The organism is Pseudomonas sp. TE6288, from assembly GCF_054062095.1.
On the sequence record NZ_JBSSEW010000013.1, the window covers coordinates 182,587 to 199,209 of the forward strand.

The following is a 16,623-nucleotide window of genomic DNA, read 5'->3' on the forward strand; positions in this document are numbered from 1 at the left end:
CTAGGTTCAGATAAGGAAGCTGAGTCCGACGCAGAACAGCAGTGCGGCGAACAGACGCTTGAGCACGCGCGGCGACAGCTTGTGGGCCAGACGCGCGCCGTAGCGGGCGAAGAACATGCTGGTGGCAGCGATGCCGACCAGCGCCGGAAGATAGACGTAGCCCAGGCTGTGGGCCGGCAGATGCTCCTCATGCCAACCCAGCCACATGAAGCCCAGGGCACTGGCCAGGGCGATCGGCAGGCCACAGGCCGACGAAGTCGCCACTGCCTGCTGCATGGGCAGGCTACGCCAGGTAAGGAACGGCACGGTCAATGAGCCGCCGCCGATGCCGAAAATGGCCGAGGCCCAACCGATCACCCCACCGGCGGTGGTCAATCCGGGCTTGCCGGGAATGCCGCGGCTGGCCTTGGGCTTGAGGTCCAGGGCCATCTGCGCGGCGATCACCAGGGCGAACACACCGATGATCTTCTGCAGCATCGGGCCCTGGATCAGCGAGGCGGTCTTGGCCCCGACCAGCGCGCCGAGCAGGATGCCCACGGTCATCCAGGCGAAGATCGGCCATTGCACCGCGCCCTTGCGCTGGTGCTCGCGCACGGCATTGATCGAGGTGAAGACGATGGTCGCCAACGAGGTGCCGACCGCCAGGTGGGTCAGCACCGAAGGGTCGAAGCCCTGCAAGGTGAAGCTGAACACCAGCACCGGCACGATGATGATGCCGCCACCGACGCCGAACAGCCCGGCCAGCACGCCGGCGCAGGCGCCCAACAGCAGATAGAGAGCGAATTCCATTCGTGGCCCCAGTGGAAAACAATCCGGCATGGTAACGGAACCCACGCCCGGCGCTCTAGTGAACTCTGTGTCAGAAGATGGATAGCGGCCAGCGGCGCGGGTAGAGTGGCCCAATACACAAGGGGACAACCTATGTGCCTGATCGTATTCGCCTGGCGGCCGGGGACAGCCCGGCCACTGATCGTCGCGGCCAACCGCGATGAGTTCTATGCGCGGCCGACCCAGGCCTTGAAGGCCTGGGAGGACGCGACGGGTGTGCACGCCGGGCGTGACCTGGAAGCCGGTGGCACCTGGCTGGGTGTCGGGCCGAACGGGCGTTTTGCGGCGCTGACCAATATCCGTGATCCACGCCAGCCTTTGGGGCCGCGGTCCCGCGGTGAACTGGTGGCAGCCTACCTGCAGGGCGAACTGGGGGTCGAGGCCTATCTGGACCGGGTAGCCAGCCGCAGTGACCAGTATTCAGGGTTCAACCTGCTGGTCGGCGATGACAAGCGCTTGGGCTACCTGCATGCCCGTGAGCCGGCGCCACGCCTGCTTGAATCGGGGGTGTACGGGCTGTCGAATGCCGGCTTGGATACGCCATGGCCGAAGCTGATCAAAGCGCGCAGCGGGCTTGAGAAATTGCTCGAAAACGCCGATCCACAGCAACTATTGACGCTGCTGGGTGATGCACAGCCCGCGCCGGACGGCGAACTACCCGAGACCGGCGTGGGGCTGGCCACCGAGCGGCTGCTATCGAGTGTATTCATCGCCAGCCAGAACTACGGGACGCGGGCGAGCACGGTGCTGATCGTCGATGACCAAGGCCGTCGGCGCATGATCGAGCGCAGTTTCGGGCCGTTTGGGGGGCATCTGGGCGAGGTTAGCCTGGAGGTTTGAGGTGTTGTAACGGCCTGTTCACCGACCCAATTTACTTGACCTGGCCTCTGTAGGAGCGGCTTTAGCCGCGATCACCCGCAAAGCGGGTGCCACATACTGCGCTGCCTCCATCGCGGCTCAAGCCGCTCCTACAGAGGACGCCGTGCCCGGCAGCCCAGACGCCACAAATCAGAGGGTCTTGTTCGGCCCGATCATCCGCGCCAGCCCAAGATTCTTCAGCGCCAGCTGCAACGAGCTGTGGATAACCTGCGGGTTGTCATGACTCATGGCATCGGCCAGCAGCTCCCTGGCCTTGCTCAGGTTGATCTGGCGCAGCATCCACTTCACCTTCGGCAGGTTGGTGGCGTTCATCGACAGACTGTCGAAGCCCATGGCCATGAGCAGGATTGCCGCGGCCGGGTCACCGGCCATCTCGCCGCAGATACTGACCGGCTTGCCTTCCTCGTGGGCCACGCTGACCACGGTCTGCAGAGCTTGCAGCACTGCCGGGTGCAGGTAGTCGTAGAGGTCGGCGACCCGCGGGTTGTTGCGGTCGACGGCCAGCAGGTATTGCGTGAGGTCGTTGGAGCCGACCGAGAGGAAGTCAACCTGGCGCGCCAGTTCGCGGGTCTGGTACACCGCGGCGGGGATCTCCACCATCACCCCGACCGGCGGCATCGGCACATCGGTGCCTTCGTCGCGCACTTCGCCCCAGGCGCGGTGGATCAGGTGCTGGGCTTCTTCGAGCTCGTGGATGCCGGAAATCATCGGCAGCAGGATGCGCAGGTTGTTCAACCCTTCGCTGGCCTTGAGCATGGCGCGGGTCTGCACCAGGAAGATTTCCGGGTGGTCGAGGGTGACGCGAATGCCGCGCCAGCCGAGGAACGGGTTCTCTTCCTTGATCGGGAAATACGACAGCGACTTGTCGCCGCCGATGTCGAGGCTGCGCATGGTCACCGGCAGCGGATGGAACGCCTGCAGCTGCTCGCGGTAGATCGCCAACTGCTCCTTTTCGCTGGGGAAGCGCTGGTTGATCATGAACGGCACTTCGGTGCGGTACAGGCCCACGCCTTCGGCGCCGCGCTGCTGGGCGCGGGCAACATCGGCAAGCAAGCCGGTGTTGACCCAAAGCGGCATGCGGTGGCCATCCGGGGTGATGCACGGCAGCTCGCGCAGGGCATCGAGCCCCTTGGCCAGCTGGCGCTCTTCCTCGACCACGTCGCTGTACTGCTTGCGCAGCACTTCGCCGGGGTTGGTGAAGACTTCGCCCTTGTAGCCGTCGACGATCATCTCGATGCCGTCGGCCTTCGAGTAAGGCAGGTCGACCACCCCCATGACCGTGGGAATGCCCATGGCCCGGGCCAGGATCGCCACGTGGGAGTTGCCCGAGCCGAGTACCGAAACCAGGCCCACCAGCTTGCCCTCCGGCACCTCGCCGAGCATCGCGGGGGTCAGTTCTTCACTGACCAGAATGGTGTTGTCCTGGTAGACCAGCGACTGCGAACGGGCCTCCTGCAGATACGCCAGCAGGCGCCGGCCCAGGTCCTTGACGTCCGATGCCCGCTCGCGCAGGTAGTCGTCATCCATCAGCTCGAAGCGATTGACGTGTTCGCCGACCACCTGGCGCAAGGCGCCCTGGGCCCACTGGCCAGTCTTGATGACTTCGACCACCTCGCCACCGAGGGCGGCGTCCTCGAGCATCATCAGATACACGTCGAACAACGCACGTTCTTCGGGGCGCAGCTGGGTGGCGAGCTTGGCCGACAGCTTGCGCATGTCCTCGCGCACGCCTTCGAGCGCGTTGTTGAACAGCTTGAGTTCGTTGTCGATGTCCTCGACAGTGCGGTCGGGCACCACCTCCAGGTCGGCGGGCGGCAGCATCACCACCGATCGACCGACCGCCGCGCCCGGCGAACCCGGCACCCCGACGAAACGGGCTTCCTGGATGCCCTTGCCCTGACGGCCCAGGCCACGGATCGAACCCGTCGCCTCGGCGTGGGCGATAACCCCGGCGAGCTGCGCGCTCATGGTGACCAGGAAGGCCTCTTCGCCTTCGTCGAACTGGCGGCGTTCCTTCTGCTGGATGACCAGCACGCCGACCACGCGACGATGGTGGATGATCGGTGCGCCGAGGAAGGAGGCGAATTTCTCTTCGCCGGTTTCGGCGAAGTAGCGGTAACGGGGGTGATCGGCGGCGTTCTCGAGGTTAAGCGGCTCCTCGCGGGTGCCGACCAGGCCGACCAGGCCCTCGTTGGGCGCCATGCTGACCTTGCCGATGGAGCGCTTGTTCAGGCCCTCGGTGGCCATCAGCACAAAGCGGTTGGTGTCCGGGTCGAGCAGGTAGACGGAGCAGACCTGGCTGCCCATTGCCTCCTTGACGCGCAAGACAATGATCCCCAACGCCGTCTTGAGATCTTTGGCGGAGTTCACTTCCTGGACGATCTTGCGCAGCGTATTGAGCATGGCTCGGGGTCGGACTCCGTCGTCAGTCGCGCGTCAGCAGGCGCGGGGCTAGCTCTTTCAGGGCGCGGCGGTATACCTCGCGCTTGAATGTCACCACCTGGCCCAGCGGATACCAGTAGCTGACCCAGCGCCAGCCATCGAATTCCGGCTTGCCGGTCAGGTCCATGCGCACCCGTTGCTCATTGCTCACCAGGCGTAGCAGGAACCACTTCTGTTTCTGGCCGATACACAACGGCTGGCTGTGGGTGCGCACCAGGCGCTGGGGTAAACGATAACGCAACCAGCCACGGGTGCAGGCAAGAATTTCCACATCCTGGCGTTCCAGGCCTACTTCTTCGTTCAGCTCGCGGTACAGGGCATCTTCCGGCGTTTCGTCAGGGTTGATACCCCCCTGTGGAAACTGCCAGGCATCCTGGTTGATCCGCCGAGCCCATAGCACCTGCCCGGCATCATTCGTGAGAATGATCCCGACATTGGGGCGAAAACCATCCGGGTCGATCACGGCAGCAACCTCGCAAACGCATGTCGCCGCATTGTTCCACAAAGCCTGAGCGCGCAGCAACGCGCCCGCCACGCTTATGTGCGGCGAGGTGAAGACTGCGTATTGGGCGAGCGTCGCCACACCGGGCGTGGCACTGGTATACAGGGTTTGCATGAAGGCAAGGTGACGCGACTGCGTTAACCCCTCGCGGGCCCCGCCCGCCCCCAAGGTTTACCAATGGGAGCGGGCTGGCGGGTGTCATCAGACCGGCTTGGCGCCCATCAGGCCGGCGATGGACAGGAAGCACACACCGCTGAACACCGCCAGCGCCAAGGTGAACTTCAAGCCGACGGCTTCGGCCTTGCGCAGCCGGTTGAGGCGCGCCACCAGCCACCACACGGCAAACGCGCCAAGGGTATAGATGACGCTGGAGGCCAGCACCCAAGTCTGCCCCAGCGGCCAGCCGACCAGGTGCACCAGCCACCAGCCGGTGAACGGCATGCTCAGCAGGCACAGCCCCATCAGCAGCCAGACGAACACCAGCGGGCGGCGCAACAACTTGCCATAGGCCTCGGTGTCGCCCTTGCGCCGGGCATGCCAGGTCCAGCCCGCCAGGCCCAGGGCGCCAAGCAGCAACAGGGCCGTGGCGAGGATGTGCAGGGTCTTGAGGGTGGTCAGGTGTTCCATGTGAAAATCATCCTTCAGCAGGCTTTTTCGCTTTCGGCCTCATCGCGGGGCAGGCCCGCTCCCGCGAGGTGAAGCGTGTTCAGCCCAAGAATAGCCGGTAAGCCGGGTTCTCGGTCTCGTCCCAGTATGGATAGCCGATCTTGGCCAGGGCTGCCGGCACCAGGTGACGCTCTTCCTCCGGCACCTGCAGGCCCGCGACCACGCGCCCGTCGGCGGCGCCGTGGTTGCGGTAGTGGAACATCGAGATGTTCCAACGCCCGCCCAGCTTGTTGAGGAAGTTGAACAGGGCACCGGGCCGCTCCGGGAACTCGAAGCGCAGCACCATCTCATCGCTGGCCCCGGCCGAGTGGCCACCCACCATGTGACGGATATGCAGCTTGGCCAGTTCGTTGTCGGTCAGGTCGGTGACTGGGAAACCTTGCTCCGTCAACTGCTGTACCAATGCCGCACGCGGGTCGGTTTCCGGGTGAGTCTGCACGCCGACGAAGATGTGCGCCTCGTCCGAGGTGTGCTTGCGGTAGTTGAATTCAGTGATCTGGCGCTTGCCGATGGCCTCGCAGAAGGCCTTGAAGCTGCCTGGGCGCTCAGGAATGGTCACGGCGATGATCGCCTCGCGCTTCTCGCCCAGCTCGGCGCGCTCGGCCACATGCCGCAGGCGGTCGAAGTTGACGTTGGCGCCCGAGTCGATGGCCACCAGGGTCTGCCCGGCCACACCCTTGAGCTCGACGTACTTCTTGATCCCGGCAACACCGAGGGCACCGGCAGGTTCGGTGATCGAGCGGGTATCGTCGTAGATATCCTTAATCGCCGCACAGATCTCGTCGGTGCTGACGGTAATGACCTCGTCCACGTGGTGGCGGCAGATATCGAAGGTGTGCTGGCCGATCTGCGCCACCGCCACGCCGTCGGCGAACAGCCCGACCTGTGGCAGCACCACGCGCTCACCGGCGGCCATGGCGGCCTGCAGGCAATTGGAATCGTCCGGTTCGACGCCGATGACCTTGATTTCCGGGCGCAGGTATTTCACGTAGGCGGCGATACCGGCGATCAGACCGCCGCCGCCGACCGGCACGAAGATCGCGTCGAGCTGGCCCGGGTGCTGGCGCAGGATCTCCATGGCCACCGTGCCTTGCCCGGCAATGGTGTGTGGGTCGTCGTAGGGGTGGATGTAGACGAAACCTTTCTCCTCCACCAGCTTCAGCGAGTAGGCCAGCGCCTCGGGGAAGCTGTCGCCATGCAACAACACCTTGCCACCACGCGAGCGCACGCCTTCGATCTTGATCTCCGGGGTGGTCTTGGGCATGACGATGGTCGCCTTGATACCCAGCTCCCGCGCCGCCAGTGCCAGGCCCTGGGCATGGTTGCCGGCCGAGGCGGTGACCACGCCACGGGCCAGCTCCTCGGCGCTCAGTTGCGCCAGCTTGTTGTAGGCCCCGCGGATCTTGAACGAGAACACCGGCTGCAGGTCCTCGCGCTTGAGCAGCACCGTGTTGCCCAGGCGCTTGCTCAGTTGCCCGGCCGTGTGCAGCGGGGTTTCGACAGCAACGTCGTAGACGCGCGAGGTGAGGATCTTCTTGACGTACTGTTCGAGCATCGGAAAGCATCACTGGGCCGCGGGACAAGGGCTGGGAGTCTACCGCAGCGCCACGTCGGGCGACCACAGCAAAGCCGCCGGAGCCGCTATACTAGGCAACTTTCGATATCCGCCCTGCCCCTCCCGGAGCCCGCATGACCCAGGACCAACTCAAACAGGCCGTCGCCCAGGCCGCCGTCGACCTCATCCTGCCGAAACTGGATGAGAAAAGCGTCGTCGGCGTTGGCACAGGCTCGACCGCCAACTTCTTCATCGACGCCCTGGCCCAGCACAAGACCGCCTTCGACGGCGCCGTCGCCAGCTCCGAGGCCACCGCCCAGCGCCTGAAGGGCCATGGCATCCCGGTGTACGAGCTGAACAGCGTCAGCGAGCTGGAGTTCTACGTGGACGGCGCCGACGAGAGCGATGCCCATCTCAACCTGATCAAGGGCGGCGGCGCGGCCCTGACCCGCGAGAAGATCGTCGCGGCAGTGGCCAAGACCTTCATCTGCATCGCCGACGCCAGCAAGCTGGTGCCGGTGCTGGGTGCCTTCCCTCTGCCGGTCGAGGTCATCCCGATGGCCCGCAGCCACGTGGCGCGCCAGCTGGTCAAGCTGGGCGGCGACCCGGTCTATCGCGAAGGCGTGGTAACCGACAACGGCAACGTCATCCTCGACGTGCACAACCTGCAGATCACCAACCCGGTGGAGCTGGAAAGCCAGATCAACGCGATCGTCGGCGTGGTTACCAATGGTCTGTTCGCGGCGCGGCCGGCGGATGTGCTGTTGTTGGGTACCGCTGAAGGCGTGAAGAGCCTGAAGGCCGAGTAATCGCCAGCGAGGGCTGCGCCCTCGAATCGCTGGCAAGCCAGCTCCCACAGGGTCCGCACTACCTTGTGGAAGCTGGCTTGCCAGCGAACACCGGCGAAGCAAGGGCCATCCTCTACCCATCAAGGCTGCTTGAACACATAGAACAGGTTCGGCTCACTGACCAGATAGATGGTCCCGGCATCGTCCATCGCAATCCCCTCAGCTTGTGGCACGGTCTTCTTCAACCCCTGGAACCCCTTACGCAATGACAGGGTACTCAGCGGCCGCCCCTTCACATCAAGCTCCAGCACCAGCCGCGACTCGTCGGACAGCGCCAGCAGGTGCCCGCTGCGTTCGTCGAACTGCAGGCTCGACAGGTCCCTCACGAACAACCGCCGGTCGCGCTTGCGATCCTGCACCACATGCACGGCGTAGGGTTTGTCGGGATTGTCGTGGGGAAAGCCGTGCACCTCGTAGATCATCATCGGGTCCCGCTCCTTGGCCACGAACAGGCGCTTGCCTGCCGAGTCGTAGGCCAGCCCCTCGAACCCCTTGTTGCCGTTCAGGCCGATGCCCAGGGACAACTGCTCGGCGTCGGCGGCATCGAGGAACAGGGTGTCATCGTCCAGGCGCACACGAATCAGCCGCTGCTGGCGCTCATCGGTGATCACGTAGCTGTTGGGCCCGATGTACTCCACCGCCTCGGGGTCGCCGAAGCCGGTCAGCGGGACACGGCGCAGGATACGGCCATCCAGTGACAACTCGATCAGCTCCGACCGGGCATTGGTGACGGTGAACAGGCTCTTGCGGTCGGGGTCGTAGGTCAACGCCGAGATGTCGTCGTCCAGGCCCTCGATAGGCCTGGCCTCGAGCACCACCTGGTAACGATCCAGGCCGATGCTCTGCTCAGCCGGCTGCCACCAGGTCTTGAGGTTGAACCAGCCCCGCTCGAACATGCGGAACTCGTGCCCGGCAGCCCCCAGCACGAGCAGGCAGACAAACACGAAGAAGACGAAGATCAGGCGAACGTGGCGGCGCATGCGGGCGGACTCGGCAATAGGAGCGCGTAGCTAACCACTATCAACTGAAGCAAAGCTTAATGCCACCATCAGAAATGTCTGATCGGTCAGTTCTTTTTGAAGCGATAGAACAGATTCGGCTCGCTGACCATGTACAGGTTGCCCTGATCGTCCATTGCCACTCCCTCGGCCCGCGGAATGGTGTCAGCCAGGCCATTGAAGCCGCCCAGCAGGGTCATGAAGCTGACCTGCTCACCCTTTTCGTCAAGCTCGAGCAGCATGTTGGAGTCTGCCGACAATGCCAGCAGATGCCCTGTGCGCGGGTCGATACCCAGCGCGGACAAGTTGCGCAGATCCAGTTCGTCGCTGGCCAGCGGCTGCTTCTGGCCCTTGAGCGGGCTGCGCCCATCGGTGTTCCAGGTGAACATCCTGGGCGGCCGCTCGGCGCCGATGACCAGGCGCTGGCGCATCAGGTCCCAGGCAATGGCCTCGAAGCCCTTGTTGCCTTCATCAGCGTCGCCCAGGTCGTAGGGCTGGTAGTCGGCGCGGTTCAGCGACGTGGTGCCGGCATCCACCTTGACCAGCGTCAGGTCATGGTTGCGCTCATCGACGATGGCGATCTGGCCATCCTCAAGCACCGCCACACCTTCCGGGTTGGACCAGCCCACCAGGGGAATCTTGCGCAACACGTCGCCATCCAGGGTGAGCTCGACCAGGAACGGGTGCTTGCCCATGACTGCGAACAACGACCGGGTGTGCGGGTTGAACGCCAGGTCCGACGCCTCGTCACGCTCCATGCCGGGCAACGGCTTGGCATCGATGTCGACCACGTAGCTGGGCAACCAGATACTTTCCTGGCGTTCAGCCTGGCTTTCGAAACCTTCCTTTATCCACAGCAGGCCGCGGTCGTCCCAGTGCATGGCAGATATGACGCCATAGCCGATAACCGCTGCTGCTGCCAGGCCGAACGGCCAGCGCCGGTAAAAGGGGCGCTTGGGAGACACGGAAGCGCGGGAGGGAGAGGGCATGCAAGGGTCCTGAGGATAGGCGTAGGTTCGCGCATTATCCGCAAAGGGTGTGAAAAAACGGTAAACGTCTCTGCACTTTTTCCAGGAAAGGCGCGAACCTTCGGCTCAGAGCACCCGGCTCTCGAACCGGCTGACGCCTGGAAGCTCCAGTACCAGCTCGTCGCCAACCTCGAACGGCCCCACACCCGCCGGAGTGCCGGTGAGGATCACATCACCCGCCTGCAACGAGAAGCACGCGGCCATATGCTGGATCATCGGCACGATGGGGTTGAGCATCATCGCGCTATTGCCGTCCTGACGCACCTCGCCGTTGATGGTCAGGCGTATACCGATGTCCTTCACATCCTCGAAGGCGCCTGCCGAGACAAAAGGCGGCAGCACGCAAGCACCATCGAAGCTTTTGCACAGCTCCCACGGCAGGCCCTTTTCCTTCAGTTTGCTCTGCAGGTCGCGCAGGGTGAGGTCCAAAGCCGGGGCATAGCCGGAAATGGCGTCGAGCACCTCTTCCTCGGTCGGCTTGGTCGACAACGGCTTGCCCAGCAACACCGCGATTTCCGCCTCGTAGTGCACCGAGCCACGCTCGGTCGGAATCTTGAAGCCACCTTCCAAGGGCACCACGCAACTACCGGGCTTGATGAACAGCAGCGGCTCGCTGGGGATGGGGTTGTCCAGTTCCTTGGCATGCTCGGCGTAGTTGCGGCCAATGCACACCACCTTGCCCAGCGGGAAGTGGATGCGCGTGCCGTCTACGTACTGGTGCTGGTAACTCATGGCCGACTCCTGTGAACACTGCTTTTTATTCGGGAGCGAAGATCTTACCCGGATTCATGATGCCGTTCGGGTCGAACACCGCCTTGATCGCCTTCATGCAGGCGATTTCTTCCGGTGAGCGGCTGTAGCCCAGGTAATCGCGCTTGGTCATGCCCACGCCGTGCTCGGCGGAGATCGAGCCGTTGTAACGCTCGACGATCTCGAACACCCACTTGTTGACCTTGGCGCAGGAGGCGAAGAAGTCGTCCTTGCTCATGTGGTCGGGCTTGAGGATATTCAGGTGCAGGTTGCCGTCGCCGATATGGCCGTACCAGACCACCTCGTAGTCCGGATAGTGCTCGCCGACGATGGCATCGATGTCGCGCAGGAACGCCGGCACTTTCGAGACGGTGACAGAGATGTCGTTCTTGTACGGCGTCCAGTGGGAGATGGTCTCGGACAGGTACTCGCGCAGCTTCCAAAGGTTCTTCAGCTGGGTGTCGCTCTGGCTCATCACCCCGTCCAGCACCCAGCCCTGCTCTACGCAGTGCTCGAAGGTGGCGAGCGCCTCGTTGGCCACCTCCTCGGTGCTGGCTTCGAACTCCAGCAGGGCATAGAACGGGCAGTCGGTTTCAAATGGCGCGGGCACATCGCCCCTGGCGAGGATCTTGGCCAGGCCCTTGTCGGAAAAGAACTCGAATGCGGTGAGGTCGAGCTTGCCCTGGAAGGCGTGCAGCACTGGCATGATCGCGTCGAAGTCAGGCGTGCCCAGCACCATCGCCGTAAGGTTGCGCGGCGCACGGTCGAGGCGCATGGTCGCCTCCACCACGAACCCCAGGGTGCCTTCGGCGCCGATGAACAGTTGGCGCAGGTCGTAGCCGGTGGCGTTCTTGATCAGGTCCTTGTTCAGCTTGAGCAGCTCGCCCTTGCCGGTGACCACCTTCAGCCCAGCCACCCAGTTGCGGGTCATGCCGTAGCGGATCACCTTGATTCCGCCGGCATTGGTGCCGATATTGCCGCCGATCTGGCTGGAGCCGGAGGAGGCGAAGTCCACCGGATAGTAAAGCCCCTGGTCCTCGGCGAACTGCTGAAGCTGGCGGGTCACCACGCCCGGCTGGCACACGACGGTTCGATCGAACTCATTGAAGGCCAGGATCTGGTTCATGTAGTCGAAGGCGACCACCACCTCGCCATGGGCGGCCACGGCAGCGCCCGACAATCCTGTACGCCCGCCCGATGGCACCAACGCGACCTTGTGCCGGTTGGCCCAGCGCACGATGGCCTGGACTTGATCGATGGTTTTGGGGAAGACGATCGCGCTTGGCGCAGGCGGGTAGTGCTTGGTCCAGTCCTTGCCGTAGGCGTCGAGCGAGGCAGGGTCGGTGAGGACCTTGCCAGGGTCGACCAGGGTCATCAGTTCATCAATTACCACGGACTGGGTCATCGCTGGAACTCTCGACTTATTCATAGTCACCCTGAGCACGCTTCACCTGTCGGGATGGGCTCAGATTGTGTCGCGTATGCTAGCATAGCCCTCCCGCTGTTCGTGCTAAGGCCGACGCCGCGCCGCTTCACCCCCCTCGCCATTTTTCTCCGGGATACAGGTTTACGCAGATGAGCAAGACTTCTCTCGACAAGAGCAAGATCAGGTTCCTTCTTCTTGAAGGCGTCCACCAGAATGCGGTGGATATCCTCAAGGCTGCCGGGTACAGCAACATCGAGTACCTCACCGGCTCGCTGCCGGATGCAGAGCTGAAGGAAAAGATCGCCGATGCCCACTTCATCGGCATCCGCTCGCGCACCCAGCTGACCGAAGAGGTCTTCGACTGTGCGAAGAAACTGGTCGCGGTCGGCTGTTTCTGCATCGGCACCAACCAGGTCGACCTGAGCGCGGCCCGCAACCGCGGCATTGCGGTGTTCAACGCGCCGTACTCCAACACCCGTTCGGTGGCCGAACTGGTGCTGGCCGAAGCCATCCTGTTGCTGCGCGGCATCCCCGAGAAGAACGCCTCCTGCCACCGCGGTGGCTGGATCAAGAGCGCGGCCAACTCCTTCGAGATCCGCGGCAAGAAACTGGGCATCGTCGGCTACGGCTCGATCGGTACCCAGCTGTCGGTGCTGGCCGAAAGCCTGGGCATGCAGGTCTACTTCTACGACCCGCTGACCAAGCTGCCGCTGGGCAACGCCACCCAGGTCACCAGCCTGAACGAGCTGCTGGGCCTGGCCGACATCGTCTCGCTGCACGTACCCGAGCTGCCATCCACCCAGTGGATGATCGGCGAGAAGGAAATCCGCGCGATGAAGAAGGGCGCGATCCTGATCAACGCCGCCCGTGGCACCGTGGTCGAGCTGGACCACCTGGCCGCCGCGATCAAGGACAAGCACCTGATCGGCGCCGCCATCGACGTGTTCCCGGTCGAGCCACGCTCCAATGACGAAGAGTTCGAAAGCCCGCTGCGTGGCCTGGACAACGTGATCCTGACCCCGCACATCGGTGGTTCCACCGCCGAAGCCCAGGCCAACATCGGCCTGGAAGTGGCCGAGAAGCTGGTCAAGTACAGCGACAACGGTACCTCGGTGTCGTCGGTCAACTTCCCGGAAGTCGCGCTGCCGGCCCACCCAGGCAAGCACCGCCTGCTGCACATCCACGAAAACATCCCGGGCGTACTCAGCGAGATCAACAAAGTGTTCGCCGAGAACGGTATCAACATCTCCGGTCAGTTCCTGCAGACCGACGAGAAAGTGGGTTACGTGGTCATCGACGTCGATGCCGAGTACTCCGACCTGGCCCAGGAAAAACTGCAGCATGTGAAGGGCACTATTCGCTCGCGCGTACTGTTCTAAGTTTGCCGGCTGCATGAGAAAGGGAGGCCCTGGTGGCCTCCCTTTTTCGTTGCGTGCGTCTACAGAGCAAGCGTCATTTGACGATGACGGTGATCTTCTGCGACTCGACGCTCGGTTTGAACGGCACATGGTACATGTCGCCCAGCACCAGTTGCAGGGTGTGCTTGCCCGGCGTCAGGGTGATGGTCGCCTCGGTCTGTGCCTTGCCGAAGTGCAGTACTTGCGGGCCAGCTGGCAGGGGTGCGTTGTTCTCCGGCATCAGGCTGGTCGGCAACGGCATGTCGGCGACCGGCGCCTTGTCCACATCTACCAGCAGATGGTGATGCCCGGTGTGCGGGGTCTGGTCACCCGCAGGCTTGAGGCCCATGCCCTCGATACCGAACTTGACGGTGAAGGTCTTGTCGACCGTGGCCCCGTCGGCGGGGGAAACGATGAAGACCTTGGCGCCCTCCGGTGGCTGCTGGCTCTTCAGCGCATCCGCGGCACTGGCGAACACCGACGCCCCCATCAGCAGACCGGCGACGGCAGCACGCGAAAATAGGCTTTTCATTCACTTCTCCTGTGATTCACTTCAATTGACCGCTATCACTTAAACGAAGCACAGCGGTACTTCACCATAGTCCAACCAGCCAGGCAGAGGTTCAAAAACAGGGGCAGAAATATTTCAGGCCGGCGTAAACATTAACGCGGCTACACGGTCATAGGCTGCGTTCGACCGCGGCAGAAAAGAAAGCCTCGGCGAATGACATTCACCTGCCGAACAAGAAGGGGCACTCATGCGTTTGACCATTGGCATTCTGCTGGCGGTATTGTTCAGCCCACTGGCCCAGGCCGAACTGATCGACGAAATCAACGACCGTGGCGAACTGCGCATTGCCGTGCTGAGCGATTCACCACCTTATGCGTTCAAGGAAAACGAACACCTGACCGGCTTCGAGATCGAGTTGGGCCAGGCCCTGGCCAAGGAGCTGGATGTGCGGGCCGAGTTCGTCGAGACCCCAGCCGAAGAGGTGCTGCCTGGGGTGGAGAGCGGCAAGTTCGACATGGCCTTCAATAAGCAAGGCATCGAACCGAGCGACCAACTCGACACCATTCGGACTCTCGCCAGCCAGAAACTGGTGATTCCGTACCTGAAGGGCAATCCAGCCTTCGAGACGGCTGTGAGCAATGCCCTGCAACGGATCGAGGACGATGGCCGCCTGGCTGACCTGGAAAGCAAATGGCTCAAGGGCACCAAGCAGGCGAGCGCCGGACAGTAACACCGCATAGCGGGGCAAGCCCGCTGCCGCGCAACGCTGCCGTCATGCTCAGCATTACGTGGGAGCGGGCTTGCCCCGCGATCAGATCTGGCTCAACGCTCGCTGCGCGTCTTCCAGCTCCAGCTCGCTGAACACGAGTACCCCTTCGCGCCGCAACAAGGCCGTGGTCACGCCCTCACCTGCCACCTTCACACCGCTGAAGCTGCCGTCATAGGTCTGCAGATTGCCACACGAGGGGCTGCCCGACTTGAGTACCGCCACACGGATGCCATGCCGACGCACCAGTTCCAGCGCCACGCGGGCCCCGGCGAGAAAGGCGCCGCTGACATCGTCGCCGGTCACCGTCAGCACCTGTGCCTGCCCATCCAGAACCGCCCCGCCCTGCCCACCGGGTATCTCCGCGGGCGGTCGTGGTGTCGGCAAGCCACCGGCAACCTCCGGGCACAGTGGCACCACCCTGCCTTCTGCCTGCCAACGCTGCAATACGTCGGGATGGCCGCTGGCACGCCCGTCATAGCGTACCGGCTGGCCCAGCAGGCAGGCGCTGACCAGCACCTTCGCCAGCTCAGAACGGCTCATTGCCACGGCGCCGGAACCAACCGGTCAACGACAGGCGTTCACGCCCAGCCGGGAGTACCTCGTGCGGGACTTCACCCGACAGGAACACCACCAGGCTACCGGCCAACGGCGCCACGTCGTGTTCGACATCGCCCTTCAGGAACATGCGCAATTGTCCACCGTCCTGCGGCTGCCAACCCTCGTTGAGGTACAGCACGGCCGACACCATGCGCCGGTCATCGTCGCGGAAGCGGTCGAGATGGCGCTTGTAGAAGGCGCCCGGCGGATACAGGGCAAAGTGGCACTCAAAGTCCTCGAGCCCCAGGAACAACCCCCGGTTGATGGCCTGGCGCAGGCTGTCCATTGCCCCCAGGTAGCGATCGCAGAACTCCGATTCACCGGGGTCGATCCACTGGATCTGGTCGCCACGGATCGCCTCGCGGATCTCCTGCGCGGCGCCACGCCCTATGCCGGCGGGGTTCAGCTCACCCTCGGCGTAGCGACGACGGCATTCGGCCGCCAGCGCGCGCGACAGTTCGTCGGGCAGGAAAAGAGATTGCTGCGACCAGCCACGGGTGGCCAGGTCATCGACAATGGTCGACAGCAGCGGATGTTCGGAAGGAATGTGCATGGCGCATCATAGCCATTCGGCCATCGCTCGCACAGCGCCACTTGGTCAGGAAGCGCCGCTGGCGACTCGACAAAGCCCCGCAACGCCAAGGACAATAGCGGCCTGCCGACAGGAGTCCTGAATGCGCCGTCTGTTTTCCCTGCTTCTGCTGATGATCTGCACCATGCCTGTCTGGGCAGACACCCTCGATCAGCTGTACAAGGTCGCTGGCTGGCCCGACCAGCGCGCCCACTTCAACGATGCCGTGAGCGCCGCCCAGCAGCGCTACCGCAACAGCTTGCCGCCTGCGGTCTACCAGGCGCTGGTCAACAACAGCAACCAACGGTTCCAGGCCCAGGCCATGGACCAAAGGGCCCAGGCGCAACTGCGCGCCAACCTGCCCAACCCCTCGCCGGCCCTGGCCTTCTTCCAGTCGCCGCTGGGGCGCAAGGTCGTGGCCGCCGAGCTACTTGCCACACGCAAGGACCAACTGGCCAAGCACGCCAAGGGCCTGCCGAAGATCCAGGCCAGCGACAACCGCGTGCTGATCGTCGGCCACCTGGCCCAGGCCTTGCCCGCCCGCGAGGCCGGCGCCGAGGTCAGCCTGGCGATCGCCGGCGTGGCGGCCGACAGCCTGAGCTCGATGCTGCCCGGCCTGTTCGGCGGCGGCCAGGCCCAGAACCTGCTCGATGGCCAACGCCAGCGCTTGATGAGCCAAGTGGGCGAGGACCTGAACAACACGTTGTTGTACGTCTATCGCGACCTGTCCGACGCTGAGCTCGAGCAGTTCGCCACCTTCGCCGAATCGACGGACGGCCAGGCCTACTACAAGGCCGCGGTGGCCGCGATTCGCGCCGCCCTGGCCGTGGGCCAGAACGCCGCCAACCTGAAGTAA

General features: G+C 63.7%; 17 protein-coding genes. 5 read left to right on the forward strand and 12 right to left on the reverse strand.

Annotated elements, in window-relative coordinates:
• Window positions 1-6: 6 nt before the first annotated feature.
• Window positions 7-789 (reverse strand): sulfite exporter TauE/SafE family protein, encoded by a 783-nt coding sequence (locus ACVWY1_RS15680; protein WP_102684728.1) that lies wholly within the window; start codon window positions 787-789, stop codon window positions 7-9.
• Window positions 790-921: 132 nt separating this feature from the next.
• On the opposite strand from ACVWY1_RS15680, the gene ACVWY1_RS15685 reads away from it, so the two are divergent.
• Window positions 922-1,668, forward strand: coding sequence for an NRDE family protein (locus ACVWY1_RS15685; protein WP_457378479.1), 747 nt, complete (start codon window positions 922-924; stop codon window positions 1,666-1,668).
• Between the two features lie 168 nt (window positions 1,669-1,836).
• On the opposite strand, the gene ptsP is transcribed toward ACVWY1_RS15685, so the two are convergent.
• The 4 genes from ptsP to ilvA all read right to left on the reverse strand — a co-directional run bounded on the left by ptsP (window position 1,837) and on the right by ilvA (window position 6,872).
• Window positions 1,837-4,110: a phosphoenolpyruvate--protein phosphotransferase gene (gene ptsP, locus ACVWY1_RS15690; protein ID WP_046853769.1), complete on the reverse strand. Its 2,274-nt coding sequence runs from the start codon at window positions 4,108-4,110 to the stop codon at window positions 1,837-1,839.
• 22 nt (window positions 4,111-4,132) lie between these two features.
• On the reverse strand, window positions 4,133-4,612 hold the full coding sequence (locus ACVWY1_RS15695; RefSeq protein WP_028688498.1) for an RNA pyrophosphohydrolase: 480 nt from the start codon (window positions 4,610-4,612) through the stop codon (window positions 4,133-4,135).
• A 240-nt stretch (window positions 4,613-4,852) separates the two neighbouring features.
• On the reverse strand, window positions 4,853-5,278 hold the full coding sequence (locus ACVWY1_RS15700) for a DUF2269 family protein (RefSeq protein ID WP_267302592.1): 426 nt from the start codon (window positions 5,276-5,278) through the stop codon (window positions 4,853-4,855).
• 79 nt (window positions 5,279-5,357) lie between these two features.
• Entirely contained in the window at window positions 5,358-6,872 is a 1,515-nt protein-coding gene (ilvA, locus tag ACVWY1_RS15705) for a threonine ammonia-lyase, biosynthetic (protein ID WP_038706999.1), read from the reverse strand.
• A 134-nt stretch (window positions 6,873-7,006) separates the two neighbouring features.
• Between ilvA and rpiA the strand changes: the two genes are divergently transcribed.
• Window positions 7,007-7,681, forward strand: a complete 675-nt coding sequence (rpiA, locus tag ACVWY1_RS15710) for a ribose-5-phosphate isomerase RpiA (RefSeq protein WP_038707000.1) — start codon at window positions 7,007-7,009, stop codon at window positions 7,679-7,681.
• A gap of 119 nt (window positions 7,682-7,800) precedes the next feature.
• On the opposite strand, the gene ACVWY1_RS15715 is transcribed toward rpiA, so the two are convergent.
• From ACVWY1_RS15715 to ACVWY1_RS15730, 4 genes are all read right to left on the reverse strand, one after another.
• Window positions 7,801-8,700: an SdiA-regulated domain-containing protein gene (locus tag ACVWY1_RS15715; protein WP_457378480.1), complete on the reverse strand. Its 900-nt coding sequence runs from the start codon at window positions 8,698-8,700 to the stop codon at window positions 7,801-7,803.
• 86 nt (window positions 8,701-8,786) lie between these two features.
• Complete coding sequence (locus ACVWY1_RS15720; RefSeq protein WP_139674325.1) at window positions 8,787-9,707, reverse strand: SdiA-regulated domain-containing protein; 921 nt, start codon at window positions 9,705-9,707, stop codon at window positions 8,787-8,789.
• Between the two features lie 105 nt (window positions 9,708-9,812).
• Window positions 9,813-10,478: a fumarylacetoacetate hydrolase family protein gene (locus ACVWY1_RS15725; protein ID WP_046853765.1), complete on the reverse strand. Its 666-nt coding sequence runs from the start codon at window positions 10,476-10,478 to the stop codon at window positions 9,813-9,815.
• Window positions 10,479-10,503: 25 nt separating this feature from the next.
• A complete protein-coding gene (locus ACVWY1_RS15730; protein WP_457378481.1) occupies window positions 10,504-11,901 on the reverse strand; it encodes an FAD-binding oxidoreductase in 1,398 nt (465 codons plus the stop codon).
• A gap of 170 nt (window positions 11,902-12,071) precedes the next feature.
• On the opposite strand from ACVWY1_RS15730, the gene serA reads away from it, so the two are divergent.
• On the forward strand, window positions 12,072-13,301 hold the full coding sequence (serA, locus tag ACVWY1_RS15735; RefSeq protein WP_110697229.1) for a phosphoglycerate dehydrogenase: 1,230 nt from the start codon (window positions 12,072-12,074) through the stop codon (window positions 13,299-13,301).
• A 73-nt stretch (window positions 13,302-13,374) separates the two neighbouring features.
• On the opposite strand, the gene ACVWY1_RS15740 is transcribed toward serA, so the two are convergent.
• Window positions 13,375-13,851, reverse strand: coding sequence for a DUF4399 domain-containing protein (locus ACVWY1_RS15740; protein WP_110697227.1), 477 nt, complete (start codon window positions 13,849-13,851; stop codon window positions 13,375-13,377).
• 226 nt (window positions 13,852-14,077) lie between these two features.
• On the opposite strand from ACVWY1_RS15740, the gene ACVWY1_RS15745 reads away from it, so the two are divergent.
• Complete coding sequence (locus ACVWY1_RS15745; protein WP_139674334.1) at window positions 14,078-14,560, forward strand: transporter substrate-binding domain-containing protein; 483 nt, start codon at window positions 14,078-14,080, stop codon at window positions 14,558-14,560.
• 81 nt (window positions 14,561-14,641) lie between these two features.
• On the opposite strand, the gene ACVWY1_RS15750 is transcribed toward ACVWY1_RS15745, so the two are convergent.
• On the reverse strand, window positions 14,642-15,139 hold the full coding sequence (locus ACVWY1_RS15750) for a DUF523 domain-containing protein (RefSeq protein ID WP_198755013.1): 498 nt from the start codon (window positions 15,137-15,139) through the stop codon (window positions 14,642-14,644).
• A complete protein-coding gene (locus tag ACVWY1_RS15755; RefSeq protein ID WP_457378482.1) occupies window positions 15,126-15,749 on the reverse strand; it encodes a 2OG-Fe(II) oxygenase in 624 nt (207 codons plus the stop codon). Before ACVWY1_RS15755 ends, ACVWY1_RS15750 begins: the two co-directional genes overlap by 14 nt.
• A 121-nt stretch (window positions 15,750-15,870) precedes the next feature.
• Here ACVWY1_RS15755 and ACVWY1_RS15760 point away from each other — a divergent pair, with 121 nt between their 5' ends.
• Complete coding sequence (locus ACVWY1_RS15760; protein WP_139674339.1) at window positions 15,871-16,623, forward strand: DUF2059 domain-containing protein; 753 nt, start codon at window positions 15,871-15,873, stop codon at window positions 16,621-16,623.